The following is a 26,694-nucleotide window of genomic DNA, read 5'->3' as shown; positions in this document are numbered from 1 at the left end:
CCCGCCTTTTCATGCGCTCTGGGTGCACTGGTTTTAACTCTCCGATGCGGATACCGTCTTTGTTACTCGCTGTCGGCGAGGTGACGGACCGGACTTCGACAGCACAATTCCCGGTCCCTACCGGCTCCCGCGGCGGGCAAGTCCAGATCCCAGCCGAACACCGTGAAGGAGCCGACGTCCCATGTGGTCCGCCCAACTGGTTGATTCCGTCGTGCCTGTTTTAGGCATCGTGGTCATCTGTCTCTCGCTGTTCTTCCTGGTCGGTTATATCGTCACGCGTTCCGAGCGGACGAGGCCGGCCGTGATCATCGCCTCACTGGCGCCGATCCTCGTAGCCCTGCCCGCCGTGCTGTACGCGGTCTTCGGCGCGTGAGCGGGCGCCCGGGCGTTCAGGGCGGGGTTCGGCGCGACAGTTTTCTGACCCTGCTGTCGCCGAACGCCCGGGTAGCCCTCATGTCGATGTCGGCCCCGGCCCTCTACAAGGCCGGGGACGTGCTCATGAGCGAAGGGGCCGTCACCGGCCACGTGCTGATCCTCCGCAGCGGGTGGGCCCTGGCCGCCGCCGGCCGCGAGGGCGTCGAGTCCGTGCTGCGGGTGTACGGGCCGGGTGACCTGGTGGGGGAATCGGCGGTGGCGCCCCTGAACCGGCCGGGAGTGATCCGGGAGACCAGCAGGACGCTCACCGACGTGAGCGCCCTGCTGGTCCCGGTCACCCGGTTCATCGACCTCCTGCGACGCAGTGCAACAGCCTGGCTGGCGTTGTGGCAGGTACTGCAGTTCCGCCTCGACGAGGCCGACCGGCGAACGAAGTTGAACGCCTCGGGCGACGCCAGGGAACGTCTGGCCGCGACACTGGCTCTGCTGGCGGCCCGCCACGGCCCGGCGGACGGCGTCGCCGAGATCCCCTTCCCGTTGACCCAGTCCCACCTCGCCGGTCTGACCGACTCCTCGCTGCCCTCGGTCGCCCGAGCCCTGCGCTCACTACGCGAAGCGGGTGTGGTCGGCACTGGTCGCGGTCGTGTCACGCTCGCCGATGTCGAGGCGCTGCGTCAGGTGGCGCGACTAACACCCGAGGAACTGGTGCCGGCGGGGTACGTGGACATTCCGTTCTCCGGATACGAGCCCGGCACAGCAGAGGGTGACAGTGCGGAGCGCGGGACGAAGTGGGTGGCGGGCGGCGACCTCCGGGAGGTTCCCTCCGTCGCCGGCCGCAGCGTGGTGATCGCGGTGGACGTCTTCGAATACAGCAGCCGCGCCGACGCCGTGCAACTGCACATCCGTGACGCGTTGTACCGAATGCTGCGCCGCTCGTTCGACGAGGTGGGCCTCGGCTGGGACGGCGCCATCGTCCAGGACCAGGGGGACGGCGCCGTCGTCGTCCTCGACTCCGCGCGCGTGGACCCGCTCACGATCACCGCCTTGGTCGACCGGCTCCTCGGCCACCTGCGGCAGCACAACCAGACCTCCTCAGAACGGGCACGGATTCGCCTGCGCATGGCGATCGACGTGGGGGTGGTGCACACGGACGCCAACGGCATGACCGGGCGCGCCATCGTCAACGCCTTCAGGATGCTCGACGCCGACGAGTTCAGGTCGGCCTTCTCGGCGAGGCCCGCCTCCCTTGGCCTGATCGTCTCCAACGACCTCTACGAGGAGAGCTTCTCCACCCAGTACGAGGGCCTGCCCGGCTCCGCATTCACGCCGATGAGTATCGGTGTGAAGGAAGGCAACCTCGACGGGTGGGTCGCCTTCCCGTCCGACTGGGGCGTCAAGTCGGGCCTGCTGGGACTGACGTCCCGTGAGGTGGAGGTCGCGATGCTGATGACGAAGGGGTACAGCGACCGCGAGATGGCCGAGGCGCTGTACCTCTCCGTCAGTACGGTTCGGAACCACCTCTCGCGTATCTTCACCAAGCTCGGTGTCTCGTCACGGGTGGCGGCCGTCATGAAGATAATGGCGGCCCGGTGAGGACATCGAGGGCCAGGTGAACCGTCGCCTCACGTCCGCCGCGCCGGGTCCCCGGGAACGAGGACGTCGGGGCGGGGGCGCAGGCCGTTCGCCAGCGCCAGGGTGACGGCCAGGGAGGCGGCGGACATCACGACGATGGCGGTGGCGGGGGTGGTGAACTGGGCGACGGTGCCGGCGAGGGCGGCGCAGACGCCCTGGCCCGCCAGCATGCCTGAGGTGTTGAGGCCCATGGCGTGGCCGCTGAGGTGGTCGGGGGTGAGGGACATCAGGCGTTCCTGGAGCAGGAGGCTGGCCGAGTAGCCGACCGACGCCAGCGTGACCGCGGCCACGGCGACCGGCAGCGGAGGGGCGAGCAGGAAGACCAGGTAGGGGGCGGCCAGCAGCAGGCGCAGGGGCGCGCCGAGCCGTTCGCGCCACCGGGGCGGCAGGAAGCGGCCGGCCAGGACGTCGCCGGCGAGCATGCCGGCGGCGGCGCAGGCGAAGAGCAGGCCCGCGTGGCGGGGGGCGTAGGAGACGAACAGGGACTCGCAGCCCACGATCAGCCCGTTGGGCACCCACAGGGCCAGGTAGACGTAGCGGCGGGGGCGGGAGGACCACAGCAGGCCGTTGGTCCGCCAGGTCGCGGCGACCGACGGGCGGCCGGTGGCGCGGGGCGGGCGGCGGGTGAGGCCGAACCGGGCGACCGCCGCCGCGACGGCGAACAGGGCGGCGCCCGCGAGCAGCGTGCCGGGCGGGGACAGCGTGGTCACCAGCAGGCCGCCGAGGGCGAACCCGCAGATCTGCACGGTGCCGACCGACATGTTGAGCACCGACCTGCCCAGCAGGAAGCCGTCCCTGGAGAGGATCTCGTTCAGCAGGCCGAACCGCACCCCGCCGCCGAGCGCGCCGAGCATCCCCTGGGCCAGCAGGATCGCGAACGCGCCCCACACGGGCATCCCGGGGATCGCCTGGGCGGCGACGCCGAGGCCGTAGAGCAGCGCCAGGGCGCTCAGCGCGGCGCGCGGCGGCAGCCGGTCGGCCGCCGACAGCAGCGTGGTCGCGCCGACGAGCTGGGCCAGGGCGGGGCCGAACATGGCGAGCGCGCTCAGCAGCGGCGACCCGGTGGCGGCGTACATGAGGGTGGCCAGCGCCAGACCGCTCACGGTGCCGCCCGCGACTTGCGCCGACACGGTCAGGAAGAGTGGGGTGAACTCCGGCGTGCCGAACAGCTCCCGATAGGTGCGCATGGCCGGGAAGTCTCGGGCGGCCACCGCCGCGGGCGTTACAGTTTCGCGTGAGGGCGAAACTTCGGGACGGTGGCCCCGGCGCGTACGGTCATGCGTCTCGCGGGGGAGCGCCCGGTGGGCGCCGACGGCATGATCCCTCGGGGCGGCGCCCGCCTGGTACCGCCGCACGCCGGGGGCGGCCGGGCCCGGACAGGACGGTGCGATCTCACGGGGGGTGGGGGATGGGGTGGTGGCAGGTCAGCGCGGACACGCTGGCGCGGAGCCGGTTCGTGGTGTCGCCGATCGCCGAGGCCACCGCGAGCCTGATGACGCTCGTCAAAGGGGCGGCCGCGCATCCCGCCGAGCGGGCGTGGCTGGACGACCACCGGCCCGCGTTCCGCGAGCGGCTGGCGGACGACCCGGTGACGGCGCTGCTCATACGGGTGGCGCTGAGCGGGCCGTGGTTGTCGGACTTCCTCCTGCCCACGCCCACCGGGGAGGGCGAGCCGGACTTCGCGGCCGAGCTGGCCCGGGTTCGCGAGACGCCGCCCGAGGTGGCGCGCGCCGACGTGTCGGTCTCGCTCGGCGGGCCGCTGCCCGCCGCGCTGCAGCGCGCCGACCTGCCGCTGCGCGCCGCCGGGCTGCTGGAGTGGGTGTGGGAGGAGACCGTCGTCCCGTACTGGCCGCGACGGCGGCGGATCATCGAGGCCGACATCGTGGCCCGCACGACGCGGCTGAGCCAGGGCGGCTGGGCCGCCGCGCTGGACGAGCTGCGGCCGGGCATGCGGTGGCTCGGCGAGGGCCGGCTGCAGATCAACGCGTACGACTATCCGCCCCGGGAGATCTCCGGCGCGCGGCTGATGTTCGTCCCGGTCACCTCGCGCCACGGCTGGGTCTCCTGGGACGAGCCGCACCGGTACGCGGCGGTGTACCCCTGCACGGGCGCGCTGGCGGACGTCGGGCCGGCGGTCGCCGTGCCTGGCGCGCTGTCGCGGCTGCTCGGCCCCGCGCGGGCGGGCGTGCTGGTGCTGCTGGGCACGCCCGTGAGCACGACGCAGCTCGTCGCGCTGACCGGCCAGGGCCTTGGCTCGGTGGGCCGTCACCTGAAGGTGCTGCTGGACGCCGGCCTGGTGCGGCGCCGCCGCGCGGGCCGCTCGGTGCTCTACCACCGCACGGACGCCGGCGACATCCTGGTCACGGCCCAGACGCACGGCGGCGGCCCGCCCCGCGATCGCCGTCCGGCGCGGTGACCGGCCGGGGGTGAGCTGTGACGACGGCGCTCTTTGTGATCGCCGTCCGGTGTGATTCGACCGGTTCGAGGTGACCAGGTGTTGACCGGGGGTTGGAGGCCGGGCGCCTAGGCTTTCAGCAGGCGGCCTCGACCCGCCGCCGCGTGTCCTGGGAGGTCGCCGTGACCGCCAGATCGACTGGAGCGCATCATGTCTTCCGTGAGGAGCCGGACGGCGCCTACGTCACCTCCGCCAGGGGGATGGAGGTGCTTCGCGATCCGCTGCTGGACAAGGGGACGGCGTTCACCCAGGCCGAGCGCGCGGAGCTGGGGCTCGACGGGCTGCTGCCGGCGGCCGTCCAGTCGCTGGAGGAGCAGGCGCGACGGGCGTACGAGCAGTACCTGGCCCAGCCGAGCGACCTGCTGAAGAACGTCTACCTGACCGCGCTGCACGACCGAGACGAGGTGCTGTTCTACCGGCTGCTCGCCGATCACCTGCGTGAGATGCTGCCGATCGTCTACGACCCCACCGTGGGCGAGGCGATCAAACGGTACAGCCACGAGTACCGCCGGCCACGGGGGGTGTACCTGTCGGTCGACGACCCGGGCGGTGTCGCGACGGCGTTCGCCAACCTCGGGCTGGGGCCGGGGGACGTCGACCTGATCGTGGCGTCGGACGCCGAGGAGATCCTGGGGATCGGCGACTGGGGGGCGGGCGGCGCGATCGGCATCGCCGTCGGCAAGCTCGCCGTCTACACCGCCGCCGCGGGCATCGACCCGGCGCGGGTGATTCCGGTCGCGCTGGACGTCGGCACCGACAACCCGGCCCTGCTGGAGGACCCCTTCTACGTGGGCAACCGGCACGCGCGGGTGCGCGGGCGGGCCTATGACGACTTCATCGAGACCTACGTGTCGACGGTGACCGGCATGTTCCCCTCGGCCGTGCTGCACTGGGAGGACTTCGGGCCGGGCAACGGCCGGCGCATCCTGGAGAAGTACGCCGGCCGGGTGGCCACCTTCAACGACGACATGCAGGGCACCGGCGCCATCACCCTGGCCGCGCTGCTCAGCGCCGTCCGCGCGAGCGGCACGCCGCTGCGCGACCAGCGCGTCGTCGTCTTCGGGGCGGGGACGGCGGGCATGGGCATCGCCGACCAGCTCCGCGACGCGATGGTCCGCGACGGCCTGGACGCCGAGACGGCCACCCGCCGCGTCTGGGCCGTCGACAAGCAGGGCCTGCTCACCGACGACATGCCGGATCTGCGTGACTACCAGGTTCCATACGCCCGCCCCGCGGCCGAGGTGGCGTCCTGGGCGGGGGCGGGCGCGCGGCCCGGCCGGGGAGCGGCGTCCGGCGCGGCCTCGACGGCGGGGGAGGGCGGCATCGGGTTGCGGGAGGTGGTCGCGCGGGTGCGGCCCACCATGCTGGTCGGGACCTCCACCGCGCGCGGGGCCTTCACCGAGGAGATCGTCCGGGAGATGGCGGCGCGTGTCGAGCGGCCGGTGATCTTCCCGCTGTCCAACCCGACCGAGCGCATCGAGGCGATGCCCGGCGACGTCCTGCGGTGGACCGGCGGGCGTGCCCTGGTCGCCACCGGCATCCCGGTCGGCCCGGTGACCGTGGACGGCGTCACGCACGTCATCGCCCAGGCCAACAACGCGCTGCTCTACCCCGGCCTCGGGCTGGGCGCGGTCGTGGCGAGGGCACGGCGGATCAGCGCGGGCATGTTCTCCGCCGCGGCCGAGGCGGTCGCGGGCCTGGTGGACGTGCGCGCGCCAGGCGCCTCCCTGCTCCCGCAGGTGGACAACCTGCGGGAGGTCTCGGCCGCGGTGGCGGTCGCCGTCGCCCGGCAGGCGGCCGAGGAGGGGCTGGCCCGCGCCGACCTGCACGACATCCCCGCGCAGGTGGCCGCGGCGATGTGGTCGCCCGAGTACCACCGGCTCAGGGCGGGCTGACCATGCCCTCGGGAGCCCGCGAGGGGCCGCGGGAGCGCCGCGCCGCGCCCGGCCGGGATTCCGCCGGGGCGGGCGAGGGGCCGCCGGTGCGTGACGTGCCGATCGGGCTGGACGCGCGGGGTACGCGCACCGAGAGCGACTCGCTCGGCGAGGTCGAGGTGCCCGCGGACCACTACTGGGGCGCGCAGACCGAGCGCTCCCTCCGGCACTTCGACATCGGCGACGACCGCATGCCGAAGGCCGTCTACCACGCGTACGGCTACGTCAAGAAGGCCGCGGCGACGGCCAACGCGAGCGCGGGCCGGCTGCCCGTCTGGATGGCCGACCTGATCGAGCGGGTCTGCGACGAGGTGATCGCCGGGCACCTGGACGCGGAGTTCCCGCTGTACCTGTGGCAGACCGGGTCGGGCACCCAGACCAACATGAACGTCAACGAGGTGATCTCCAACCGGGCGATCCAGCTCCTCGGCGGCGAGCTGGGCGGCAAGACGCCCGTCCACCCCAACGACCACGTCAACATGGGCCAGTCGTCCAACGACACCTTCCCCACGGCCATGCACATCGCGGTGGTGATCGCGATCGACGAGGCGCTGCTGCCCGCGCTGGCGCGCCTGCGCGACGCCGCGGCCCGCAAGAGCCGCGAGTGGGCGCACGAGGTGAAGATCGGCCGCACGCACCTGGAGGACGCCACCCCGCTCACGGCCGGTCAGGAGTGGTCGGGTTACGTCGCCCAGCTCGACGACGGCGCCGCGTTCCTGCGGGTCGCGGTCGCGGGCCTGTACCGGCTGGCCATCGGGGGGACGGCGGTCGGGACCGGGCTGAACGCGCCGCCCGGGTTCGGTGACGAGGTGGCCGCGCGGATCGCCGGGCTGACCGGGCACCCCTTCGTGGGCGCTCCCAACAGGTTCGCCGCGCAGGCGTCGCTCGACCCGCTCGTCCGGGTGTCGGGCGCGCTGCGCGCCCTGAGCGTCTCGCTGTTCAAGTTCGCCAACGACCTGCGCTGGCTCGGCTCGGGGCCGCGCACGGGCCTGGGCGAGCTGATCCTGCCGGCCAACGAGCCGGGATCGTCCATCATGCCCGGCAAGGTGAACCCGACCCAGGCCGAGGCGATGCTGATGGTGTGCGTCCAGGTGGCGGGCGACGACGCGGCCGTCGCGATGGCGGGCGCGGAGGGCAACTTCGAGCTGAACGCGTTCCGCCCGGTGGTGATCGGCAACGTGCTGCACTCGGTGCGCCTGCTCGCCGACGCGTGCGACCACTTCAGGAGGTTCATGGTCGAGGGCGCCAAGCTCGACGGCGCCCGGCTGAGGCGCGACGTCGACCGCTCGCTCATGCTGGTCACCGCCCTCAGCCCGATCATCGGCTACGACCACGCCGCCCGCATCGCCCATCGCGCCCTGGACGAGAACCTCACCCTCAAGCAGGCCGCCCTGGCGTGCGGCGTGTCCGAGAAGCTCTTCGACGAGGTCGTGGTCCCCGAACGCCTCACCCGCCCCGGCACGGCCGGTCAGGACGGGGGCGGAGCCGGGGACGGTCCGGCGCACGGGTGAGGCCATTGATCGCGCTGGTGTTCTGAGAGCTGCTCGGCCCGGCCCCGTCGCGCGGCAGGATGGGGCGGCGACCGGCCGGAATCGTGGTCGGCGGAGAGCTTTGAGGAGCATTGTGAACTGGACGCTTGAGGTCGTGGTGGTGCCGGTGTCGGACGTCGACCGGGCCAAGGCCTTCTACGCCGACCAGCTTGGGTTCCACGTCGACCACGACACCCGGGCCAGCGAGGACTTCCGCGTCGTCCAGCTGACCCCGCCGGGGTCGGGGTGCTCGATCGTGATCGGCACGGGCGTCGCGCCCGAGATGGCGCCGGGGTCCCTCAAGGGCCTGCAGCTCGTGGTGCCCGACATTCGCAAGGCCCGCGCCGAGCTGGCACACCGGGGCGTGGACGTCGGCGAGGTGCAGGTGCTGGGCGAGAGCCGCACCCCCACGCTCGACCCGCTGGACAACGTCGGCTTCCTCTTCTTCAACGACCCCGACGGCAACGCCTGGGCCGTCCAGCAGATCTCCGCCCGGGGCCGCTGACCGTCCACCCGGCTCTTCGTCACCGGTGGTCGTGTCAACGGGGTGCCAAAGGGTTTTGTCTACTTTGGACCTCGCATCGCCCGGCGTGGCGGTTTTAGACATGTGACGGGCGGCAAAGCCGGACTAAGCGGGACAAATCCACCACCGCGAGGAGACGGACATGCTCACGCTGACAGACACCGCCGCGAAGGTGATCCGTGACCTGAACGGCCAGGCCGAGGGGCCCGCCGAGCGAGGGATCCGCATCTCCTCGCAGGGCGAGGACGCCGGCTCCCTGATGCTCTCGGTCGCCGAGGGCCCGGAGAACACCGACAAGGTGATCGAAAGCGCCGGCGCCAGGGTCTACCTCGACCCCGTAGCCGCCACCGTCCTCGACGACAAGGCCCTGGACGCCGACATCGACGACCAGGGCGGCGTCTCCTTCCACGTGGAGAACCAGATCGTCTGACCCGGCACTCCCACACCCGGTGCCCCCGCCAGGGGCACCGCCGACGACCACGCCCCCACCTGATCGCCTTCGGGGACCGGTCAGGCGGCGAGTTCGTGGCGCATGCGGTCGCGGAACTCGCGGACCTGGACGGTGCCCGCGTACGGGTCGAGTCGCTTGGAAAAGCGTTGCAGCCGTTCGAGCGAGCGACTTGAGGTCAGGGTCCGCGCCATGGAGACCGAGGCCCCCGCGAGGTCCAGCGCCCGCTCAAGCTCGCCCATCCCGAGGTACGCCTCGGCGGCGTTCACATGGGAGATCTGTATCCCGCGGGGAAACGCCTGACCGTACTCTCGCGCCGCCGTCTCCGCGCAACTCGCCGCCCGCCGGTGCTCGCCCAGGAGATGCCAGACGCGGCCGGTCTCGGCGGCCAGGGCCGCTGTTCCGTACCAGTAGGCCCACCGGGGGTCACGTTCGGAGGGCCCCGCCTGATACGCGTCCTCAACTCGGGTGAGCAGGTGTTCCACCTCGGTGGCACCGTGCCCGTCGCGTGTATCCGCCAGGTTCACCTGAAGGGCTTGAGCCCATGCCTGTCGTCCCAGCAGCAAAGCCATGTAGCGGGGCGAGGCGTGCGCCTGAGTCGCCGCGTCGACGGACGCGCGTGCCAGCCGCACCGCCCACCGGGGCTGCTCCAGGTGAATGGCCTGGACGGTGAGGGTGCTCAGCGCCCGGACGACCATCATCGGGTCGTCGCCCGCTTGCGACAGCTTCAACGCCTGGCCGAGGTAGTACTGGGCGAGCCCCTGATGACCGAGGTCGAAGGCCGTCCAGCCTGCCATCTCGGTCATCCCGGCGGCGGCCGTCATGAGGGACGGCCCCACCTTGCCGCCGTACTGGCCGCGCAACAGGGGGCCCACGTCGGTGTTCAGGTAGTCCACGACGGCCGGTCGGACGAGCGCGGCGCCGAACTGGTTGTCCATCTGCTCGAAGGCGTGCCGTGCCTCATTGATCCGGGTGACGTCGCCGAAGCCTACCGACGGGGCGGCCGACTCGTGTACCGCAGGCGAGCCCGGCGTGTCGTAGGCCCAGCCCGACAGCCACTCGCCCAGGGCCGTGGGGACGAAGGGCAGCGCGGTGAGGACGTGACGGCGGGACAGGTCCATGTCGCACCTCCACAGATGCTCGGCCGTCCTCACCGTAGCGACCAGCGATCCGCGCCCGAAGTCCGTCATCGGGGACAGTTTGGTGGCCGGAGTGAGGGTCTCGCCCTCCAGCCACCGCTCGACCTCGGCGGGGTCGACGTCGAACATGACGGCCAGGCGTCTGCGGTAGACGGGGCGGACGCCCTGGTCGCCGCGCTCCCACCGCCCCCACGTTCTCGGCGTCACGCCGACGACCTCGGCCGCCGCCTCCTGGCTCATGCCGAGCCGCTTGCGCGCCCTGACCAGACCCGGACGACCCGTGTAACGGCGCATCGCACGCATCGCCACGCTCCTCTTGGGTAATCGAATGACTACAGATTGTCATGGCAGTATGCGGGTGCCGCCATCCGGGCTCAGGAAACGTCCGGAAAACGGCACCAGATCGGCAAGGGCTCCGGCGAGGTGGAAAGGGAGTGAAATCAGCCTTTGCCACCCTGGCTACATGGCGTTTCCTGCTGTGCGCGATCACCGATGTGAATGGAGCGTGCATGCGACCAGCCGACACCGGCCCGGCCGACGTTTCCGGGGGCCGGCCCCATGACGATCTCAGCGTGCTGGTCAGGATCCTGCCGCCCGGTTCGGCGTCGCGCCGGGCACGCGCGGTGATCAGGGAGGCGCTCCAGGGCGCGGGGGTGCGGGAGCCCGCCATCGGCGACGCCGAGATCGTCGTGGCCGAGCTCGCCGCCAACTGCGAACGGCACGCGCGCCAGCCGTACGAGCTGCGCGTCCTCAGCCTGGGGGACGTCCCCATCTGGTGTGAGATCGTGGACGCCGATCCCGACCTCGGCGAGGTCTCCCGGGTGCTCGACGTCCTGCGCCTGAAGGTCGGCCCCGCCCTGGGCGCCCGCGACGGCGATGACGGCGAGGCGGTGGGGCTCCAGGAGGCCGAGGGGGTGGTGTACGCCCGGGCGGAGGGGCTCGACCTGTTCGCCGAGAGCGGCCGGGGCCTGCTGCTCGCCTACCAGCTCTCCGACGGCCGCTGCCGGGCCTACCCCACCCGCACGATCATCACCGGCGCGCCCGCCAAGGCGGTGGCCTTCGCTCTGCCGACACGTTCGGGCGAGGATCTGCCGTTGCCGCACCTCGTCGACGCGTCGTTCTCCTGCGGGTCGTAAAGGGGCGCCCCGGCGGGCCTCGGGCTTCTTTACAGGCCCCCAAATACCCGCTTACTCTACTGGTTTAGTAGGTATTTGGATCGCGATAGTGTTCTCCCGCCACGGCGCCTGCCGCCATGCCCCGAAGGAGCAGCATGACCGCACGCCGACGCCCGTCCGCAGCGATCTCCACCGTCATGGCGGCGGTCGTCACGCTCACGGTCACCGCCGCGAGCCCGCAGGCCGGAGCGCTCGCCGAGTCGCCCGCCCACACCTCCGCGGCGCGCGCGACGAAGCCGAACGTGGTTGTGATCATGGTGGACGACATGAACGTGTCCGCCCTGGAGTACATGCCGAACGTGCGGTCGCTGCTCGCCGAGCGCGGCACCACCTTCGACAACAGCGTGGTCTCCTACCCGCTGTGCTGCCCGTCGCGCGCCACCTTCCAGACCGGGCAGTACGCGCACAACCACGGCGTGCTGAGCAACCGCTCGCCCGACGGCGGGTACGCCCGGCTGCGCACCGACGAGACCCTGCCGGTCTGGCTGCGCCGCGCCGGTTACGCCACCGGGCACGTCGGCAAGTTCCTCAACGGGTACGGCCGCGCCCGCCCCACCGAGGTGCCGCCCGGGTGGGGAGAGTGGTACGCCTCGGTCGACCCCACCACGTACCGCATGTGGGGCTACACGCTCAACGAGAACGGCACCCTGCAGACGTACGGCGAGCCGGACGTCGAGGATCCCGAGTTCTACCAGACCGACGTCTACGCCGGTAAGGCCGTCGACTACATCGAGCGCAAGGCGCCGGCCGACAAGCCGTTCTTCCTGTCCTTCGCGCCGCTCGCCCCGCACGGCGAGGGCGCGGCCGCCGGGGCCGACCTGTCCGAGCGCAACCCCCGCCCCGCGCCCCGGCACCGCGGCGAGCTGGAGGGGGCCGAGCTTCCCAAGCCGCCCGGCTACGACGAGCAGGACGTCTCCGACAAGCCGCTGGCCATCCGGAACAAGCCGCGCATCACCCCGGCGGCCGAGGCCAAGATGGAGAACGTCCGCCTGAAGGGGCGCCTGGAGTCGCTGCTGTCGGTGGACGAGGCCGTCTCCGACATCGTGTCCGCCCTGGAGGCCTCCGGCGAGCTGGAGGACACCTACATCGTGTTCACCTCCGACAACGGGTGGATGCAGGGTGAGCACCGCCTCGTCAGCGGCAAGATGGTGCCGTACGAGCCGTCGATCCGCGTCCCGCTGATCATCCGGGGGCCCGGCATCCCCGAGGGCGGGCACGTGAGCACCCTGGCGGGCAACATCGACCTCGCCCCGACCGTCCTGGACGCCGCCGGCGCCACCCCGGGCGTGACGCTCGACGGCCGCTCGCTGCTGCCGATCGCCTCCGGCGACGAGGCGTTCAACCGCGCCATCGTCATCGAGACCGGCCCCAAGCAGGCCGCGAGGTGGTACGTCGGCCTGCGCGCCCCCAGGTGGAAGTACGTCGAGCACGCCTCGGGCGAGCGCGAGCTGTACGACCTCCAGGAGGACCCGCACGAGCTCACCAGCGCCCACGACGACCCGCGGTACGCGAAGGTCCGCAAGGCCCTGGCCAACCGCCTGGCCACCCTCCGCACCTGCGCCGGCGACGCCTGCCGCCGCTGGACCCCGGTAGCCGGCCCCGAAGACTGAGCGTCATAGCCGCCCCGGACCGGTATCTGCGCGCCACAGCGAGGCGGTGGCACGTGGAAGGCGCAGACGCCGCCCCGAGTTCCGCCGCAGGAAATCGAATGAGGAAACACAAGGCACCGATCGCGTTCGCTGTGAGCTTCGCGGCTGCCGGCACACTCTGGATGGGCGGCACCGCCAACGCTGACGACCCGGTCGAGCCGCTGGGCTCATCGTGCAGCGCGGTGGGTTGTTCGGCGACGACCAACAGCAGCCCGGGAAGCGTATATGTGGTTCGCGACTGGACCTGCACTGACGGCACTACCGGCACTCTGCGCACGGGGTGCGTCTCCCTCACCCACACGAAGTGGATCGCCGCCAACGGCGGCAGGACCCCGGCAAACGAGGACTGGGATGCCGTCCGCGTAGACGCTGGTTACTGCTACCGGCTCAAATTCGACGCTCCGCTTCAATCCGACTGGAGGCACACGTACAGCCGGGTGGGACAGTCCACTCCCGGTTACATCAAGGTTGAAAATGCGTTCCGCGCAATCGTGGAGGCACAGAGGTACGGGGCCTGCCCGTAATCCGATGGGCTGGGGGCAGGCTTACGGATGCTCGCGCGATGCTTGACCGCCCGAAGTGGCCGCTCACTGGTTGAGCAATACTGCCGAGCGTCGCTGACGAAGACCTGAGAGCCGGCGGAAACGTGCCGCAGGGCTTCGACCGGAGACGGCCGATGCCCTGCGGACGCAGGTTCGATTCGCCTTGAGAGGCTGATCCGGCGTGCCGAGACACGTCGTCCACCAGACCATCCCGCACCACCGACTCCCGACAGCCCACGAGATCCCCCCGCCAAGGCGGGCCGGCACGTCCGCGATGTCCTTGAGCGGCAGCCCGAGCGACCGCAGGGCCCGCACCCCGGTACAACCGCCGCAGGTCCCGTCGCCGTCCGCTTCGTCCACGTGGCCCACGTGGGAACTCCCCCGTAGCGGGAGGTTCAAGCCCTTTCGTGTACTTTGCGGCGCGGCGCGGCTGTCGGGACCAGCCGGCCGGGCGGCGGCTTCCACAACACGTGTGGCAAAGAATGTGGAAAGCATCCGAAATGGCGGTACGACCGGTCATAGTGGAGCAGCGGAACGTGATGGGGGTCTGTTTCCGGAGGTTCGTGGCGGGAGCGGGAGTGGGCATGGTCGTCGTCGGCACATGGAATCTGGAGAACCTGTACCGGCCGGGGGGGAAGTACGGGCCACGAGACGTGAACGCGTACCTGGGCAAGCTCAAAGCGCTGGCCGCGACGATCGGGGCGCTCGGCGTCGACGTGCTCGGTGTGCAGGAGGTGGGCGAGCCGGAGGCGCTGTCGGACCTCGCGTCGTCGCTCAGCGGCGACTGGCACACGGCGCTGTCGCGGCACCCCGACGCGCGCGGCATCCGGGTGGGCGTGCTCAGCCGGATGCCGGTCACCGTGGTGGAGGACGTCACCGCCTTCGAAGCGCCGCTGGCCGCCGTGCAGAACGCCGACACCGGGCCGGGCGCCGCGCAGACCAGCCGCGGCATGCTCGCGGTGCGGGTCGAGCCCACCCCGGGCGTCACGCTGGACCTCGCGGTCTGCCACCTGAAGTCCAAGCTGCTCAGCTTCCCCGGCGGCAGGTTCGCCGCGCGCGACGAGGGCGAGCGGGCCAGGTACGGCGCGTACGCCCTGTACCGGCGCGCCGCCGAGGCCACCACGCTGCGCGGCCTGGCCGACCGGCTGGTGGACGGGCGCGGGCAGGAACGGGCCGTGGTGGTGGTCGGCGATCTCAACGACGAGGCGCAGGCGGCCACCACGCAGATCCTGCTGGGCCCGCCCGGGTCGGCGCTGGGCACGGCGGGCGCGCTGCGCCCCGACAAGGGCGACGCCTGGCGGCTGTGGAACCTCGACACCCTCATCCCCGAGGCCGAGCGCTACTCCCGGGTTCACCACGGCAAGGGCGAGCTGATCGACCACATCCTGGTCAGCCGCGCCCTCATCGAACGCGTCGAGGAGGTCCGCTCGGTCGTCGACCACGGCCTGCCGTCGGTCACCGAGGACCCGACCGGCCGCCGCGACGCCGCCGACTCCGACCACGCCCCGGTCATCGCCCGCTTCCGCCTCTGACCCGGATCGCCTTGGCCCGGATCGCCTTGGCCCGGATCGCCTTGGCCCGGATCGCCTTGGGCCCGGACCGCCTCGGACTCGGCCGGCTCTGACCCGGTCACCTCTCGAACCCGGGCCGGCTGCCCACTCGTGACGGTCCGCGACCTCGCCCGCCCGTCCACTCGTGACGGCCCGCGACCCCGGCCGCCTCGACGGCGGCCGGGGCGGGTGGCGCGGGTCAGCGCCAGGTGTCGTTGCGCGTGGCGGTGCCGCTCGCGGGGGTCGTGAAAGAACGGTTGGGGTCGCTCTCCCAGACGACCGCGCCGCCGCCGTCCTTCTTGATGTACTTGTACTGCACCGCCGTGCTCGCGGGCAGGTTCACCGTCGCGCGCCACACGGGGTAGGCGGCCGACGACAGCGGCACCGCGGCCGCGGGGCTCCAGTTGCCCAGCTCGGCCACGTTGCCGGTGACGAACACGTTCTGGCCCCACGCGGTCGTGGCGTTCACGTTGAACGACGTGGCGACCGACGCGGGCGGGGTGGGGCCGCCGGTGCGGATGGCTACCGCGGCCTTGGCCGGGACGGTGACGGTGGCGGTGCCGTTCGCGGCGACCGTCACCGAGCCGGCGCCGGTCAGGTTGGCGTACGTGCCGGCGGGCAGGCCGGTGGCGAACGTGCCGGTGTGGGAGCCGCCGCCGTTGTTGATCGCCACCCACCCCTTGTTGCCGCGGCTGAAGGCGATGACGCTGGAGGTGGGGGCGCTCCAGTTGGCCACCGAGGTGCCCCTGACCGCGTTGCGGAAGCCCACCATGCCGTTGATCGCGCCGTCGCGGTGCAGGCACGTCCACCCGTTTGAGCAGTTGGCCGCGGTCACGTACCCGTTGCCGTCCGACGGCGGGGAGGAGTCGTGGTCGGTGAAGGTGAAGCCGTCGTACACCTGCGGCGAGCCGTGCGTCCACGCGAGCTGGAAGATGTTGGCCAGCGTGTACGTGGCGCCGTTCTTGTAGGTCAGGGTCGAGCCGTTGCGCTCGGTGTCGTGGTTGGTGACGAAGGTGACGGCCTTGTCGCTCGGCTGCATCCCGCCCCAGGACGCCCCGAAGGTCTGCAGCTCGGAGATGTTTCCCTCGAACTTCTGCTTGAGGTAGCGCCCGTACTGGAAGTCCATCACGTCGGCCAGGCCGGTGTACTGGCTCGGCTGGACGGCCTCGCCGGCGCCGTAGATGACCTCCTGGAAGATGTACGGCGAGCCGCTGAGCCCGCCGTAGATCGCCGACAGGTCGGCCGGGCTCATGTGCTTGACCGCGTCGATGCGGAAGCCGTCCACGCCCAGGCTGCTCAGGTCGTTCAGGTACGCCGACAGCCGCGAGCGCACGTAGCTCGCGCCGGTGTCCAGGTCCGACAGGCCGACCAGCTCGCACTGCTGCACGTTGCGCGCGCTGCCGCCGTAGTCGACGTCGTGGATGACGTTGTCCCCGTTGCCGCAGTCGTCCGGGTAGTAGTGGAAGTCGGCCGCGGAGTAGGTGCCCGGGTAGTCGTACTTGCTGAACGTCTTGCCGCCGTAGGACGTGGCGCCCTGGCCGGTCATGTGGTTGATCACCGCGTCGGCGTACACCTTGACCCCGGCCGCGTGGCACGCCTGCACCATGGAGGCGAACTGGGCGCGGGTGCCCAGCCGCCCGTTGATGTCGTACGCGGCGGGCTGGTACAGCTCCCACCACGAGTGCACCCCCGACCGCTTCAGCGAGTCCTGCGGCGGCGACACCTGCACGCCGCCGTACCCCGCCGGGCCCAGCACGCTGGTGCACTCGGCCGACACCGAGGGCCAGTTCCAGGCGAAGAGGTTGGCGATGACGTCCTTGTCGCCGGGCGGGGCCGCCTGCGCGGGCGCGGCCGTCAGCGGGACGGCCAGCAGGGACAGCAGCAGGGCCAGCAGGGCGGCGACGGCCAGGCGCGGGGACGCCTCCGGCCGCCGGGAGGAGCGGGATTCGTAGGATCTCACGTGGGGCCTCCAGGGTTGATGGACGGGTTCCCTGCCGGGCCGGGTGTTTGCGGCACCCGGCCCGGCCCGCGCCCTCCCGCCGGGCCGTCTCGGGTCGCGAGGGCCGTGCCGGGGGAGGGGCTCGTGCCTACGACCGCACGAAGACCGCGACCGTGCGGGCCGGGACGGTCAGGGTGCCGGTCGAGGAGTCGAACGCGGACGCCTTGACGACGGCGTCGCCGGAGGACGCCTGCACGGGGTGGAGGTTCGCCTGGGCCCCCTTCAGCGCGGGCACGGTCTGCGACCGCCGCTCGGGCGTGGCGTTGAAGACGACGGTCACCGACTTCCAGCGCGGGTCGATCCCCGAGGCGTCCAGGTGCATGGTGACCAGGCCGGGGGTCTCGGCGGGGCCGCCGCCGGGGAACGACAGCCGCTTCTGCACCTCGGCGAGCGAGCCGAGCGCGAACACCGGCGAGGAGGAGCGGATCCGCAGCAGCTCGCCGAACCGCGCCCTGGTCGCGTTGATCGCCGCGCAGTCGGGCTTGAGCGCCGGGTCGGCCAACAGCGGCCTGGCGTACTGCCACTTGGGGCCGTTGTCGGCCTCGGGCGGCAGCCCGGCGCCGAAGCCGTTGCCCGCCGCGCAGTCCCACAGCAGCCGGTTGAACCAGTCGCCGGAGTCGTAGGAGTTGCGGTCGAGCGACTTGGAGCGCAGCCGCTCGCTCCCGGCGTGCGCGAACGCGGTGCCCTGCGACAGCACGGCCGTGGCCAGGGACAGCGCCTGCATGCGCACCCGGTCGGCCATCGGCGTCGCCTGCGGCAGCTTGTAGGTTAGGGCGTCGAACAGGGTCTCGTTGTCGTGGGCGTCGACGTAGGTCACCGCCTCGCCGGGCGCGGCGGTGTAACCGGCCGGGGAGCCGTTGTAGTCGACCTCCGAGCCCTTCACCTCCCTGCCCGAGGAGGCGGTGAACCGGAAGTCGCGCAGGTTGCCGGCCAGGCCCACCTTGATCAGGTCGTGGTAGGCCAGCAGCCTGGCCCGCTGCTGCTCGGCGGTGCCGTTGGCCGGGGAGCCGTTGGGCGCGCCGGCCAGGCCCGAGCCGAAGCCCTGCACCCGGGGGTCCTCGTCGAACGGCCCGCCGCCGCGCACGGCGTCGCGCAGCCGGTCGTTGAAGGTGCCGATGCCGGTGCCGGCCATGTTGGCCTGGGTGGCCTGGACGAAGCGGGCGTCGTTCGCCACCTCGCCGAAGTTCCAGCCCTCGCCGTACAGCACGACCGCCTTGCCGTCGACGCCGTCGCGCGCGGGCGTCAGCCGGTCGAGCGCGGCACGCACCGCCACCATGTTGGCCTTCGGGTGGTGGCCCATCAGGTCGAAGCGGAAGCCGTCGACCTTGTAGTCCCTGGCCCAGGTGATAACCGAGTCGACCACCAGCTTGCCCATCATCGCGTGCTCGGGCGCGGTGTTGGCGCAGCAGGTGGAGGTGGCGACGGTGCCGTCCTCCAGCAGGCGGTGGTAGTAGCCGGGCACGATCCTGTCGAGCACCGACCTGGGGTCCTGCCCGGCGGCGTAGGTGTGGTTGTAGACGACGTCCATGACGGCCCGCAGCCCCGCGCCGTTCAGCGAGGCGACCATCGACCGGAACTCCCCGACGCGGCGCGACCCGTCGGGGTCGGACGAGTAGGAGCCCTCAGGCACGGTGTAGTGCACCGGGTCGTAGCCCCAGTTGAAGGAGTCCTTTGCCGCCGTCCGCGCGACGCACGCCTGCTGCTCCTCGGAGTCGGGCGGCATCGCCGCCAGATCGCAGGACGGCTCGGTGCGGTCGGCTCGCTTCTCGGGGACGCTGCCGATGTCGAACGCCGGCAACAGGTGGACGTGGGTCAGGCCGTCGGCCGCGAGCGACCGCAGCTCCCGCATGCCGGCGGAGCCGCCGCCGAACGCGGCGTACGTGCCGCGCCGGTCGGCCGGCACCGAGGCGTCGGAGGCGGAGAAGTCGCGCACGTGCAGCTCGTACACCGACGCCTGGTCCTGGCGCACGGCCCCCGGCTTGCGCAGGCCGTCCCAGCCGGCGGGCTTCAGCGCGCGGTCGGCCAGGTCGACGAGCTGGCTGCGGGTGGAGTCGGCCGCCAGCGACAGGCTGTAGGGATCGGTCACCTCGTTGGTGACCCGCTCGCCCGCCGCCGGGGAGTACACCGTCACCAGGAACGTGTAGTACCGCCCCTTCCACGCGGGCGTGCCGCGCACCGACCACACGCCGGTGGCGTCGTCGCGCCGCATGCGCTCGACGGTGCGCTCGCCGCCCGACGGGCCGCGGTACAGCGCCAGCTCGACCTCCTGCGCGGTCGGCGCCCACACCGAGACCGTGGGGCCCGAACCGCCCGAGGACGGCCACACCGGGCCGAGCCTGGCGTCCGCGGCCTTGGCGAAGACGTCGTCCAGCACGCCCGGGATCTGCACGCCGGTGGCGGTGAGCAGGCGGCCGGCCGCGTCACGCTCGACGGCGACGACCTGACCGCGCAGCGCCTCGCGCACCAGGCCGGTGTCACGCGGGTCGACGGTGAGCGCGGCGTAGGCGGCCAGGTGCGGCCACTTGGCCTTCTGCGCGTCGCTCAGCCCGGCGGGGGAGGCGACCAGGCGGATGAGCCGGATGTCGCCGGTCAGCTCGCCGTCCTCGTGGACGATGTCGCCCTTGGCGGAGAACGCCAGCGAGTAGCGCTGGGACGCCGACGGGGTCACCTTCCACGCGAGCGTGCCCCGGTCGATCCAGTGGGCGCTCGCCTTGGACAGGTCGGCGTCCGCGCCGCGCGCGGGAGGCTGCGGCAGCAGGTGGCCCGGCGTCGCCGCCAGCCGCCACACCTCGTGGCCCGCGGTGGTCACGTCGAGTGACTGGTCGTCCGGGAGGTCCTTCTCGTCCCCCTTGTGGATGATGTAGCTCAGGCTCGTCGCCCCCTCGGCCAGCGGCACCCGATAGTAGACACCGAAGCCGTCGGTCCCGGCGGGTCGCACCGGTGCCGCCCATTCGGTCGGGTTCGCCGCGCCGCCCCAGACGTGCAGTCCCCAGTCGTCGTAGTTCCCGTCCGGGCGGTGGTAATGCACCACGGCCACGTTCTCGGCGGCGGCCCTGGTCGGGTGGACCCGCGCCTCGCCTGAGTTGACGTACGCCTCCGGCTGGGCGGCGGGGGTGAACGACTGGTCGGGGCCGGGGTCCTTGGTGTCGCCCTTGTGCACGATGTAGTTGAGCGGGACGGTGGCGTCCTTCAGCGGCACCTTCCAGAACGGGCCGAAGGAGTCGGCGCCGTCGGGCGGGCGGGGGGTGGCCCAGTCGGTGCCGGCGCCGTCGGCCAGCCCGTCGCCCCACAGGTGCAGGCCCCAGCCGTCGTACTGGCCGTCGGGGCGGTTGTAGTGGACGGTCGCGTAGCCCTGCGCGGCGGCGCGCGAGGCGAAGGTGTCAGGCCTGCCCTCGGCCAGCCACACCTCGCCGTTCCTGGCCGGGTTGACCAGGCGGTCGCCGCCGTCCTTCTCGTCGCCCCGGTGGGCGATGATCCCGACGCTGGTGGCGCCCGGCTTCAGCTTGATCCAGGCGAACCTGCCGTAGGCGTCCTCGCCGCGCAGCGGGAGCGGCGAGCCCCACTCGGTGGGCTGCTCGACGTCGCCCCACACGTGCAGGCCCCAGCCGTCGTAGTCGGCGCGCTGGTAGTGAACCACCAGCCAGTCGCGGGTGACGGCGCCCGGGTCCTGCGGGTCGGGCGGCGCGGCGACGGTGGCGGCCGCGGTGGCGGCGGCGAACCGGCCCGCGGAGTCCTTCACCACGGCCTTGTAGGTCACCTTCGTGCCCGGCGCGAGCCCCGACAGGTCGTGGAACACCCGGAAGGCGCGACCGCCCTCGGCCGGGGTGGGCGCGTCGTCGGTGCCCAGCACCCTCCACGGGCCGTCGCCGGCCTTGGCGGCGAACGTGACCTGGTCGAACCCGGTGCCCGGCACCGTCGCGGTCACCGGGACGCGCCCGTCGCCGGGCGGGCCGCTGATCTCGGCGCCCGGGAGCGCGACCGAGACGGCCGGCCCGGCCGCCGGGGCGGCCAGCTTGGCGGAGGCGCGGTAGACGACCGCCGACAGCGGGGGGACGGTGACCCGCAGCGCCCGGTCGGCGCCCGAGGTGGCCGTGGCCGCGCCCTCGCCGTGCACCTTGGTGAAGGCCATGCCGGCGGAGTAGGTGGGGACGCCGGCGGTGGCGGCCGTCTCGGCGTTGTTCACCGCGACCACGTACTCGACCTGCTCCTTGGCGCCGATGCGCGAGAAGGCGTAGAGGCCGCCGGTGGCCAGGCGCTCGACCTGCGCGCCGTCGGCCAGCGCGGGATGGGCGTCGCGCAGCTCGGCCAGCGCGCCGATGCCCTGGTAGAGCGGGTGGGAGGGCGTGAAGTTGTCCTGGGCGTGGGTGGCGTCCGTGCCGATCAGCGGGTCCGACAGGTAGCTCTCGGTCCGGGAGGCGAACATCGTCTGCCGGGCGTCCTTGTCGCCGCCCTTGCCGGTGAAGCCCTGCTCGTCGCCGTAGTAGACCACCGGCTGGCCGCGGGTGAGGTACATCAGCTCGTGGGCGAGCAGGTCGCGCCTGAGCAGCTCGGCCTCCGGCGCGCCGGGGTTGTCCTGGGTGACGAACCGGCCGATCCGGCCCATGTCGTGGTTGCCGAGGAAGGTCGGCAGCGAGGACGCGTTGCCGTCGGCGTCGGTGTGGTGGTCGTCGCCCGCGTAGAGCTGGGCCAGGCGCGCGGCGCCGGCCGTGCCGCCGCTGAACGAGCGCGCCGCCTCCTGGAACGGGAAGTCCAGGGTGGCGTCCATGCCGCCGCGCGTGGAGTAGCGGCTGGTCACGGCGGGGTCGCCGGAGTAGACCTCGCCGAACATGAAGAACCGGTCGTTGCCGAGGCGCGCCGCGTAGCCGTCCAGCGCGGGGGAGAAGCGCTCCCAGAACCTCATGTCGACGTGCTTGGCGGTGTCGATCCGGAAGCCGTCGATGCCGGTCTCGCGGACCCACGTGCGGTAGATGTCGATCATGCCCTTGACGACCTCGGGGCGTTCGGTCCACAGGTCGTCCAGGCCGGAGAAGTCGCCGTACTCGTCGTTCTCGCCGCCGCTGAAGGAGGAGTCGCCCCGGTTGTGGTACATCGTCGGGTCGTTCAGCCACGACGGCGTCTTGACGCCCTTGGGCGCGACCGGCGTGTAGGGGAACGAGCCGAGGCCGACCTTCGGGAAGTCGTCCTCGCCCGCGAAGTCGGTGTCGTCGAACGGGCGGCCGTCGACGTCGACGTACGGGTAGGCGGCCTTGGACCGGTAGGAGTAGGTCTTCTCCCGGTAGTCGACGACGTCGGCGGTGTGGTTGGTGATGATGTCGAAGAAGACCTTCATCCCGCGCCGGTGCGCCTCGCGGACGAGCTGCCTCATCTGCGCGTTGGTGCCGAGGTGCGGGTCGATCGAGGTGAAGTCGGTGATCCAGTAGCCGTGGTAGCCGGCCGACGCGTTCGCGCCGGTGCCCTGCACCGGCCGGTTCCGGAACGCCGGGGTCAGCCAGATCGCGGTGCTGCCGAGGTTCTTGACGTAGTCGAGCTTGCCGATCAGGCCCTTGAGGTCGCCGCCCTGGTAGAAGCCCTTGTCGGCGGGGTCGAAGCCGGTGGCGAGCCGGTCGCCGGTCAGGCCGCCGCGGTCGTTGCCGGTCTCGCCGTTGGCGAAGCGGTCGGTCATCAGGAAGTAGAAGCGCTCGCGCGACAGGTCGGAGCGCAGGGCGTCCCTGGCCAGCTCCTTGTCGGACGGGTCCGCCGCGGTGCTCACGGCCGAGACCAGCGGCGCCGCGTCCCGCGGCGGGGCGGCGGGCGCGACCGTGCCGGTGGGCGCCGCGGGCGCGGTCGTCTCGGCGGAGGCGGGGGAGAGGGCGACCGGCGACGCGCACAGGACCGCCGCCAGCGCGGCGGCGACCAGGGGGCCGGACCGGCGTGCGGGAGACCTTCTCAAGGGCCGTGGGGGGAGCGGCCAGACCACGAGGGCCTCCACTTGTCGTATTTCGAGGGTGTTGCCCGGAAGTTACTCAGAAGACTGGATCTATGCAATGCCTTACTGAAATTTCCTGAAAATCAGCAAAGAGTGCCATGAGGCACCCTCCAAGGGTGTCCGGCCATGCTCAGCGAGCATCACCGAACGCTGTCGATCGTGTGCTCTGCGTGCTCATATCGGTCGTGGGGAAAGACGGTTTCCCGAGGGGCCGTTGAGATTAGGGGTGAAAAGTACGGCTTTGTCGTATTCGACACGCCAAATCTGGATAGGGCTGTGAGCACGGGGAGGAGCGGCCCGTACCGCGTGTCCCGCACCGACTCACGGGCCGCCGGGGAAGGATGGTGTCATGGACGACCGTCAGGCGACGCCCGAGGTGATGAACGAGAACGACGTCATCGACCTCCTGGTGCGCCAGCACGCCATGATCCAGGAGCTGTTCGCCGAGGTCAGGGGCGCCGTCGGTGACGAGCGGGAAGAGGCGTTCCAGCGCCTGGTCCGGCTGCTCGCCGTGCACGAGACCGCAGAGGAGGAGATCGTGCACCCGTACGCGCGACTGCTCGCCGAGGACGGCGGCGCGGTGGTCGACCGGCGGCTCGACGAGGAGAAACACGCCAAGATGCTGCTCACCCGGCTGGAGCGGGCGGGCACCGGCCACCCCGACTTCGCGCGCGAGTTCCTGGAACTGCGCAACGTGGTGCTGGCCCACGCCTGGGCCGAGGAGCGCGACGAGTTCCCCCTGCTGCTCGAACGAACCAACCCGGCCGAGCGCCGCGCGATGGCGGCCGGGGTCAGGGCGGCCGAGGCGCTCGCCCCCACCCACCCGCACCCGGGAGTGGAGTCGGCCGCCAGGAACCTCCTGCTCGGCCCGACGGCCGCCCTCATCGACCGCGCGCGCGACGTCGTGCGGATGGTCATGAACAAGCAGGTCTGACCGCGCGGAGACCCGCCTCGCGGGGCGATCCGCCTTGTGCGGCGACCCGCTTTCCGGGACGATCCGCCCTGCCCCGCGACCCGCCCTCCGGAGCGGTGGGCCCGTCGCCGCGTTCGCCTGGCCCGGGCGCGGGTGCCCCGGCTCCGGGCCCTTGGACGTCAGGCGCCGGTCTCGGCGCGTGCGCCACGCGTCGCGCGGGCGTCCGGGGGGATGCGGACGGCGATCTCGCCGCCCAGGCGCGCGCCGTTCGACAGCTCCAGGTCGTCGCCGCTCCAGAACCGGCCGGGGTCGTACCAGTGGGGGCCGCGCTCGGCCGGGAGCAGCCCCATGGCCTGGTACGTCGACGCCACGACCTCCGCGCAGTACGCCGTCTCCAGGGCCGCCTCCGTCAGCCGCCGCCTGGGGATGGGCACCCGGCCGCGCAGCCAGCGCCCGGCCAGCCGCGCCGTGGACGGGAACGGCGTGCCGTCCAGGCGGGCGATCGTGCGCAGCACGGCGTCCTCCATCTCGCGGCTCACCGGACGGTCGAGCTGCCGCAGCCACCCCCGCTGCCCGTACCGGGTGGCCCAGACCACCACCGCGTCGCGCAGGTCGTGGAGCTGGACGCCGCGCTGGTGGGTGCCCGACCACATGTCGGGCAGGGACCGGCCGAGCTCCGCGTGCCACATCAGCGGGGGCAGGTCTTCGATCACGACGGACATGCCGACGTGGTTGACCGGGCTGTTCGTCGTCACCTGGATGGCCCGGTCGGGCACGGTGCGCCCCCGGAACAGCCAGACGTCACCGGTGCGCGTGAGGTCGAGGGCCTCGTCGAGGCTGATGCTTGCGCCAGACATCCCAGTAGCGTAGGGACATGCGCTGGTGGAAGATACTCGGACTGGCCGCCTTCACGGGCGTCGCCGCAACCGGAGTCGTGGTCGCGCGCGCCGAGCGCCGCCGCCTCTCCTACACGCCGGACCAGATCCGCGGGCGCCTGCGCGCCCGCCTGGCCGAGGCCGCCGACCCGTCGCCCGGCCCGGCGACCTCGGCGTCCGTGACCTCCGGCCTCGCGACGCCGGGCTCGGCGACACCACTCGGCCGTCTCACGCGCCGCCTTCCGCCGCGGCTGCGCGAGCGGCTCAGGTGGCCGCGCCCATGACGGCGACCGGCTCCATCGTGACGTGACGCGCGCGGGCGACGCGGAAGGGGAACGAGGTGGCGGTGACGGTGGACGAGGCTCGCTGGCGGTCGCGGCTGGGCGAGCTGATCGAGCGCTACGAGGTGCCGGGCGCGACCCTGGCGGTGTTCCACGAGGGGGAGCTGCACGAGTTCGCCGCGGGCGTGCTCAACACGGCCACCGGCGTGGAGGCGACCACCGACTCGCTGTTCCAGATCGGGTCGGTCACCAAGCTGTGGACCGCCACCCAGATCATGCTGCTGGCCGAGCAGGGGCGGGTCACGCTCGACACCCCCGTGGCGGAGGTGCTGCCGGAGTTCCGCGTCGCCGACCCCGGCGTGTCCCGGGCCGTCACACTGCGGCACCTGCTCTCCCACACCTCCGGGATCGACGGCGACCTGTTCCTGGACACCGGGCGCGGCGACGACTGCCTCGAAAGATACGTCGACGCGTGCGCCGGACTGACGCAGAACCACCCGCTGGGCGCCACGCAGTCGTACTGCAACTCCGGCTTCATCATCGCCGGGCGGGTGGTGGAGCGGCTCACCGGCCGGGTGTGGGACGCCGCGCTGCGCGAGCAGGTGATCGAGCCGCTGGGCCTCACCCACACCTGGACGCTGCCCGAGGACGTGCTGCGCTTCCGCGGCGCCCTGGGCCACCTGGAAGGGGAGCCCTCGCCCGTCTGGGGCCTGATGCGCTCGTGCGGCCCGGCCGGGCTGGTCTGCGCCCGCGCCGCCGACGTCGTCGCCTTCGCCCGCGCGCACCTGGAAGGCGGTCTGCTCGCCGACCCGCGCGTGATGTGGGACCCGCAGGTCGACATCCCCAACCCGCACGTCCTCGGCCGCCAGTACGGAATCGGCTGGGCCCTGGACGAGTGGCAGGGCCGTCTGGTCGTCTCGCACGGCGGCAACACCATCGGCCAGGCCGCCATGCTCTGGGCCGTCCCCGACTCCGGCACGGTCGTGTGCGCGCTGGCCAACGGCGGCCACACCGCCGCCCTGCACCACACCCTGGGCGCCGAGCTGTTCGGCGAGCTGCTCGGCCTCGCCAAGCCGCCCCGGCCCGAGCCGCCGGCCGAGCCGGTCGAGGTCGACGTCGAGCGGTTCGCCGGGGTCTACGAGCGCACCGGCAACCGGCTGACGTTCTGGGTGCGCGACGGCCGGCTCTGGATGCACGACGAGGTCCTCGGCGAGCTCGCCGGGATGAAGCCCCCCGTGGAGTTCGAGCTGTTCCCCGTCGACGCCACCACCTTCGTCGGCCGCCCCGAGGGCGAGCCTCTGTGGCTCCCCGCCGTCTTCTACGACCTGCCCGACGGCTCCCCCTACGTCCACTTCAACGTCCGGGCGACGCCCCGGATCACCTGATCCACCGCCTCGTCGCGCCGGCGGCGGGTCGCGGGCCGCCGCCCGATCTCCCATGTGCTCGGGCTGCCTGATCGGGCCGGCTTCGTCGTCCCGGCGGCGGGTCGCCGGATCCCGCCCCCCTCCAAGGTGATCGCGACGCTTTCGGGTCGCCCGATCTCACCGTCGCGGCGCGTCGCGGCTTCGCCGTATCTCCGCTGCTCGGCGCGGGATGACGGCGGCCGTCGCAGGGCGGGCGGGGGCCGTCATCCCGCGGCGGGCCGAATCCGATCGAACACCTGGCCCCGATCCCCCGTATCTCTCCGTGATGGAGGGGTGAGCCACGTGC

General features: G+C 72.4%; 19 protein-coding genes. 14 read left to right on the top strand and 5 right to left on the bottom strand.

What is annotated here, in order from left to right:
- The first annotated feature begins 181 nt into the window (after nucleotides 1-181).
- A complete protein-coding gene (locus tag PYR91_RS05855; RefSeq protein ID WP_279777993.1) occupies nucleotides 182-373 on the top strand; it encodes a hypothetical protein in 192 nt (63 codons plus the stop codon).
- Nucleotides 370-1,968: a LuxR C-terminal-related transcriptional regulator gene (locus PYR91_RS05850; RefSeq protein WP_279777992.1), complete on the top strand. Its 1,599-nt coding sequence runs from the start codon at nucleotides 370-372 to the stop codon at nucleotides 1,966-1,968. The genes PYR91_RS05855 and PYR91_RS05850 overlap by 4 nt, the downstream gene beginning before the upstream one ends.
- A 29-nt stretch (nucleotides 1,969-1,997) precedes the next feature.
- On the opposite strand, the gene PYR91_RS05845 is transcribed toward PYR91_RS05850, so the two are convergent.
- Nucleotides 1,998-3,194, bottom strand: a complete 1,197-nt coding sequence (locus tag PYR91_RS05845) for an MFS transporter (protein ID WP_279777991.1) — start codon at nucleotides 3,192-3,194, stop codon at nucleotides 1,998-2,000.
- Nucleotides 3,195-3,415: 221 nt separating this feature from the next.
- Here PYR91_RS05845 and PYR91_RS05840 point away from each other — a divergent pair, with 221 nt between their 5' ends.
- From PYR91_RS05840 to PYR91_RS05820, 5 genes are all read left to right on the top strand, one after another.
- Nucleotides 3,416-4,423, top strand: coding sequence for a helix-turn-helix domain-containing protein (locus PYR91_RS05840; RefSeq protein WP_279777990.1), 1,008 nt, complete (start codon nucleotides 3,416-3,418; stop codon nucleotides 4,421-4,423).
- A gap of 161 nt (nucleotides 4,424-4,584) precedes the next feature.
- Nucleotides 4,585-6,357, top strand: coding sequence for an NAD-dependent malic enzyme (locus PYR91_RS05835; RefSeq protein WP_279777989.1), 1,773 nt, complete (start codon nucleotides 4,585-4,587; stop codon nucleotides 6,355-6,357).
- An 86-nt stretch (nucleotides 6,358-6,443) separates the two neighbouring features.
- A complete protein-coding gene (gene fumC, locus PYR91_RS05830; protein WP_279777988.1) occupies nucleotides 6,444-7,907 on the top strand; it encodes a class II fumarate hydratase in 1,464 nt (487 codons plus the stop codon).
- 112 nt (nucleotides 7,908-8,019) lie between these two features.
- A complete protein-coding gene (locus PYR91_RS05825; protein WP_279777987.1) occupies nucleotides 8,020-8,430 on the top strand; it encodes a VOC family protein in 411 nt (136 codons plus the stop codon).
- Between the two features lie 160 nt (nucleotides 8,431-8,590).
- Complete coding sequence (locus PYR91_RS05820; protein ID WP_279777986.1) at nucleotides 8,591-8,878, top strand: iron-sulfur cluster biosynthesis family protein; 288 nt, start codon at nucleotides 8,591-8,593, stop codon at nucleotides 8,876-8,878.
- Nucleotides 8,879-8,958: 80 nt separating this feature from the next.
- Here the strand turns inward: PYR91_RS05820 and PYR91_RS05815 are convergent, their stop codons facing one another.
- Nucleotides 8,959-10,338, bottom strand: a complete 1,380-nt coding sequence (locus tag PYR91_RS05815) for a helix-turn-helix transcriptional regulator (RefSeq protein ID WP_279777985.1) — start codon at nucleotides 10,336-10,338, stop codon at nucleotides 8,959-8,961.
- Nucleotides 10,339-10,544: 206 nt separating this feature from the next.
- Between PYR91_RS05815 and PYR91_RS05810 the strand changes: the two genes are divergently transcribed.
- From PYR91_RS05810 to PYR91_RS05795, 4 genes are all read left to right on the top strand, one after another.
- Nucleotides 10,545-11,171, top strand: coding sequence for a hypothetical protein (locus PYR91_RS05810; protein WP_279777983.1), 627 nt, complete (start codon nucleotides 10,545-10,547; stop codon nucleotides 11,169-11,171).
- 134 nt (nucleotides 11,172-11,305) lie between these two features.
- The gene (locus tag PYR91_RS05805; RefSeq protein ID WP_279777982.1) at nucleotides 11,306-12,820 is read left to right on the top strand and encodes a sulfatase; all 1,515 of its coding nucleotides are present in this window, start codon (nucleotides 11,306-11,308) and stop codon (nucleotides 12,818-12,820) included.
- A 98-nt stretch (nucleotides 12,821-12,918) separates the two neighbouring features.
- Complete coding sequence (locus PYR91_RS05800) at nucleotides 12,919-13,383, top strand: hypothetical protein (RefSeq protein WP_279777981.1); 465 nt, start codon at nucleotides 12,919-12,921, stop codon at nucleotides 13,381-13,383.
- A 602-nt stretch (nucleotides 13,384-13,985) separates the two neighbouring features.
- The gene (locus tag PYR91_RS05795; RefSeq protein WP_279777980.1) at nucleotides 13,986-14,933 is read left to right on the top strand and encodes an endonuclease/exonuclease/phosphatase family protein; all 948 of its coding nucleotides are present in this window, start codon (nucleotides 13,986-13,988) and stop codon (nucleotides 14,931-14,933) included.
- Nucleotides 14,934-15,150: 217 nt separating this feature from the next.
- Here PYR91_RS05795 and PYR91_RS05790 read toward each other — a convergent pair whose 3' ends face one another.
- Together PYR91_RS05790 and pulA are read right to left on the bottom strand one after the other, a co-directional pair.
- Nucleotides 15,151-16,911, bottom strand: a complete 1,761-nt coding sequence (locus PYR91_RS05790; protein WP_279777979.1) for a carbohydrate-binding module family 20 domain-containing protein — start codon at nucleotides 16,909-16,911, stop codon at nucleotides 15,151-15,153.
- A gap of 127 nt (nucleotides 16,912-17,038) precedes the next feature.
- On the bottom strand, nucleotides 17,039-22,879 hold the full coding sequence (pulA, locus tag PYR91_RS05785) for a pullulanase-type alpha-1,6-glucosidase (RefSeq protein WP_279777978.1): 5,841 nt from the start codon (nucleotides 22,877-22,879) through the stop codon (nucleotides 17,039-17,041).
- 385 nt (nucleotides 22,880-23,264) lie between these two features.
- Between pulA and PYR91_RS05780 the strand changes: the two genes are divergently transcribed.
- Nucleotides 23,265-23,849, top strand: a complete 585-nt coding sequence (locus PYR91_RS05780; protein WP_279777977.1) for a hemerythrin domain-containing protein — start codon at nucleotides 23,265-23,267, stop codon at nucleotides 23,847-23,849.
- Nucleotides 23,850-24,007: 158 nt separating this feature from the next.
- Here the strand turns inward: PYR91_RS05780 and PYR91_RS05775 are convergent, their stop codons facing one another.
- Nucleotides 24,008-24,685, bottom strand: a complete 678-nt coding sequence (locus PYR91_RS05775; protein WP_279777976.1) for a hypothetical protein — start codon at nucleotides 24,683-24,685, stop codon at nucleotides 24,008-24,010.
- 17 nt (nucleotides 24,686-24,702) lie between these two features.
- Between PYR91_RS05775 and PYR91_RS05770 the strand changes: the two genes are divergently transcribed.
- Together PYR91_RS05770 and PYR91_RS05765 are read left to right on the top strand one after the other, a co-directional pair.
- Entirely contained in the window at nucleotides 24,703-24,987 is a 285-nt protein-coding gene (locus PYR91_RS05770) for a hypothetical protein (RefSeq protein WP_279777974.1), read from the top strand.
- A gap of 56 nt (nucleotides 24,988-25,043) precedes the next feature.
- Nucleotides 25,044-26,369 carry a serine hydrolase gene (locus tag PYR91_RS05765; RefSeq protein ID WP_279777972.1) on the top strand — a complete coding sequence of 442 codons (1,326 nt, stop codon included), beginning with the start codon at nucleotides 25,044-25,046 and terminating at the stop codon, nucleotides 26,367-26,369.
- The last annotated feature ends 325 nt before the right edge of the window (nucleotides 26,370-26,694 follow it).

The organism is Sphaerisporangium sp. TRM90804, assembly GCF_029846175.1.
In the GTDB taxonomy this organism is placed as follows: domain Bacteria; phylum Actinomycetota; class Actinomycetes; order Streptosporangiales; family Streptosporangiaceae; genus Sphaerisporangium.
The sequence above is the reverse complement of the archived record's forward strand: the minus strand, read 5'-3'. Positions and strand labels throughout refer to the sequence as shown.

Bases quoted from the DNA above. Each gene is read 5' to 3' on its own strand.
- PYR91_RS05855 (WP_279777993.1), top strand. From the start codon at position 182: ATGTGGTCCGCCCAACTGGTTGATTCCGTCGTGCCTGTTTTAGGCATC.
- PYR91_RS05845 (WP_279777991.1), bottom strand. From the start codon at position 3,194: ATGCGCACCTATCGGGAGCTGTTCGGCACGCCGGAGTTCACCCCACTC.
- PYR91_RS05840 (WP_279777990.1), top strand. From the start codon at position 3,416: ATGGGGTGGTGGCAGGTCAGCGCGGACACGCTGGCGCGGAGCCGGTTC.
- PYR91_RS05820 (WP_279777986.1), top strand. From the start codon at position 8,591: ATGCTCACGCTGACAGACACCGCCGCGAAGGTGATCCGTGACCTGAAC.
- PYR91_RS05815 (WP_279777985.1), bottom strand. From the start codon at position 10,338: ATGCGTGCGATGCGCCGTTACACGGGTCGTCCGGGTCTGGTCAGGGCG.
- PYR91_RS05810 (WP_279777983.1), top strand. From the start codon at position 10,545: ATGCGACCAGCCGACACCGGCCCGGCCGACGTTTCCGGGGGCCGGCCC.
- PYR91_RS05805 (WP_279777982.1), top strand. From the start codon at position 11,306: ATGACCGCACGCCGACGCCCGTCCGCAGCGATCTCCACCGTCATGGCG.
- PYR91_RS05800 (WP_279777981.1), top strand. From the start codon at position 12,919: ATGAGGAAACACAAGGCACCGATCGCGTTCGCTGTGAGCTTCGCGGCT.
- PYR91_RS05795 (WP_279777980.1), top strand. From the start codon at position 13,986: ATGGTCGTCGTCGGCACATGGAATCTGGAGAACCTGTACCGGCCGGGG.
- PYR91_RS05780 (WP_279777977.1), top strand. From the start codon at position 23,265: ATGGACGACCGTCAGGCGACGCCCGAGGTGATGAACGAGAACGACGTC.
- PYR91_RS05775 (WP_279777976.1), bottom strand. From the start codon at position 24,685: ATGTCTGGCGCAAGCATCAGCCTCGACGAGGCCCTCGACCTCACGCGC.
- PYR91_RS05770 (WP_279777974.1), top strand. From the start codon at position 24,703: ATGCGCTGGTGGAAGATACTCGGACTGGCCGCCTTCACGGGCGTCGCC.